This is a genomic window from Daejeonella sp. (genome assembly GCF_049655485.1).
Lineage (GTDB): Bacteria > Bacteroidota > Bacteroidia > Sphingobacteriales > Sphingobacteriaceae > Daejeonella.
This window is the reverse complement of sequence record NZ_JBASJU010000132.1, coordinates 1-2,089: the sequence shown is the minus strand read 5'-3', so window position 1 is coordinate 2,089 and position 2,089 is coordinate 1. Positions and strand designations below refer to the sequence as shown.

The 2,089-nt window shown below is 41.9% G+C and carries 3 protein-coding genes; 1 reads left to right on the top strand and 2 read right to left on the bottom strand.

The annotated features are described in order from the left end of the window. On the top strand, positions 1–735 hold a 735-nt coding region (locus tag WBJ10_RS05470; RefSeq protein WP_424288521.1), incomplete at its 5' end, for a M20/M25/M40 family metallo-hydrolase. Between the two features lie 197 nt (positions 736–932). Here WBJ10_RS05470 and WBJ10_RS05465 read toward each other — a convergent pair. Together WBJ10_RS05465 and WBJ10_RS05460 are read right to left on the bottom strand one after the other, a co-directional pair. Beyond that, positions 933–1,424: an N-acetyltransferase family protein gene (locus tag WBJ10_RS05465; RefSeq protein WP_424288520.1), complete on the bottom strand. Its 492-nt coding sequence runs from the start codon at positions 1,422–1,424 to the stop codon at positions 933–935. Continuing rightward, the gene (locus tag WBJ10_RS05460; protein WP_424288519.1) at positions 1,424–1,990 is read right to left on the bottom strand and encodes a thiamine pyrophosphokinase; all 567 of its coding nucleotides are present in this window, start codon (positions 1,988–1,990) and stop codon (positions 1,424–1,426) included. The genes WBJ10_RS05465 and WBJ10_RS05460 overlap by 1 nt, the downstream gene beginning before the upstream one ends. Between the last annotated feature and the right edge of the window lie 99 nt (positions 1,991–2,089).

Sequence of the window (2,089 nt, the reverse complement as noted above, 5' to 3'; positions counted from 1 at the left end):
GAAGCAAACACGTTTAATGTAAAAGCGAACAATAAGATCGAAATACTTCCATTATTCAATGTGGCAGGAATGATTCCAGGAAAATCAAAAGAAAAAGAACTCGTTTTGTTCTCCGCACATTATGACCATATTGGAATTATTAAGAGCGTAGAAGGAGATTCTATTGCTAACGGCGCGGATGACGATGCTTCCGGCACTACTGCCGTAATCGCACTTGCCAATTATTACAAGCTGTTAAAGGATAATGAACGGACCCTCATCTTTATTGCATTTACTGCGGAGGAAATTGGCGGTTTCGGTGCAAAGTATTTCTCTTCAAAACTTAATCCGGATGATGTAGTCGCCATGTTCAATATCGAAATGATCGGTAAGGAATCTAAGTTTGGAAAGAATGCCGCGTTTATAACAGGCTATGAGCGCTCGGATTTTGGCGAGATACTTCAAAAGAACCTAGAGGGTACTGACTTCAAATTTCATCCTGACCCGTACCCAGACCAGAACCTGTTTTACCGCAGCGATAATGCAACACTAGCAGCCTTAGGAGTTCCAGCCCATACGATATCGACAGATCAGATTGATACTGATAAGTTTTATCATACCGTTAAAGATGAATTTGCAACCTTGGATGCGGTTAATATATGGTCTACGATTAAGGCGATTGCCTTAAGTGCGAGGAGTATTGTGGCAGGGAAGGATACACCGAAGAGGATTCCAAAGCTGGAAGGACGGCAATAGGTTTAACCTCAGACGCAATGTGACGGCTAAAACGCACCGTTCGAAATTAAACGCAAAGAGCGCAAAGTACACGCAAAGGCCGCAAAGGGCTCACGAAAAACTTTGCGCTCTTTGCGTAAACCTTTGCGCCCTTTGCGGTAAAATAGGTTCTCAGGCGTTTGGGGTTTTGTTTTTTCAATTTATATTATACCCTGCGGTTAAATTACTTTCTTCCGCATCACATAATCATTCAACACAAACTGGTAATACGGAATATCTACAGTTTCCCAGATATCGAATCCCACTTTCTGATAGAATCCAAACGCCGGATTTGCCCGGTTTACATTTAATTCTACTTCAGGGATATTCAGGTCTTTAGCAAGATTGCAAAGGTATTCTATCAGCGTTTTCCCTGTCCCTTTTCCCTGCTCTGTAGGCAGGACATATATCTTATGGATTTTTAAGATGGGTGCAGGCCCATGTTCGATTGAATATCCCGCGAAAGCGACATTTTCATTCTCCCTTTTAACCAGCAGGAACTTAACGTCAGAATTCATTTGTTCCCTCAGTGCACTTTCAGAATACATCTTCTTCAGCATGAAGCTAATCTGTTCTTCTGATAGGATCGGACGATAGGTAGGCCACCAGATCTGTTCTGCCAGTGCGTGAATTGTAGGAATGTCTTGTTCCGTAGCTTCAACTATCTCCATCAGATTTTTTCTGAGATGAATATAAAGGGTTGATCAAATGTAAAGGAGTAAAAACCATCTTTTTCAGTTTCGTACATGTGACGATCTTTTTGATTAAGGCCGCTGGTGCTCAAATTGTGGACTTCAAACAGCACGTGAACAGCTTCCCCTGCAGGCTGCCATTTACTAAAACCTGAACGTATTGGGAAAATTTTCTGATCGCCAATAAAGACGACTATGTCGATATCCTCTACAAACAGTGCATAATCTTTAAGCGCGAATTCTTTTGTTATGATATTCACCGCTGGATAGCCTTCACCTATAAGAAATTTAAGGCAGTCTTCAAGAGGTTCTGTGTCCGTTAAGATGATCCTTGTATTTTCCTGTGCCTTGAAATCCGGATCCCTTGACAAAACCCCGTCTAATTTTATCGCAAGCGAATCGGCAAACTCATAAATGTCTTCCGGAACAATCACGGTTGGGCTCCATTCCAGGATCTGTCCGAGGTTTTCACTTGCAAATCCATCAAGGCTCATGATAAGCAATGCGGGCTCTTGTTTTTCACGTACGATATGGTGGGAAGACATGGGTTAAAATTAGGGAAATAGATTGAAGAATGGAGCAAAGAACAGGGAGCAAAGAACAAAGACTTGTGGGTATTTAGCGGTATAGGTGAACTTTCATTA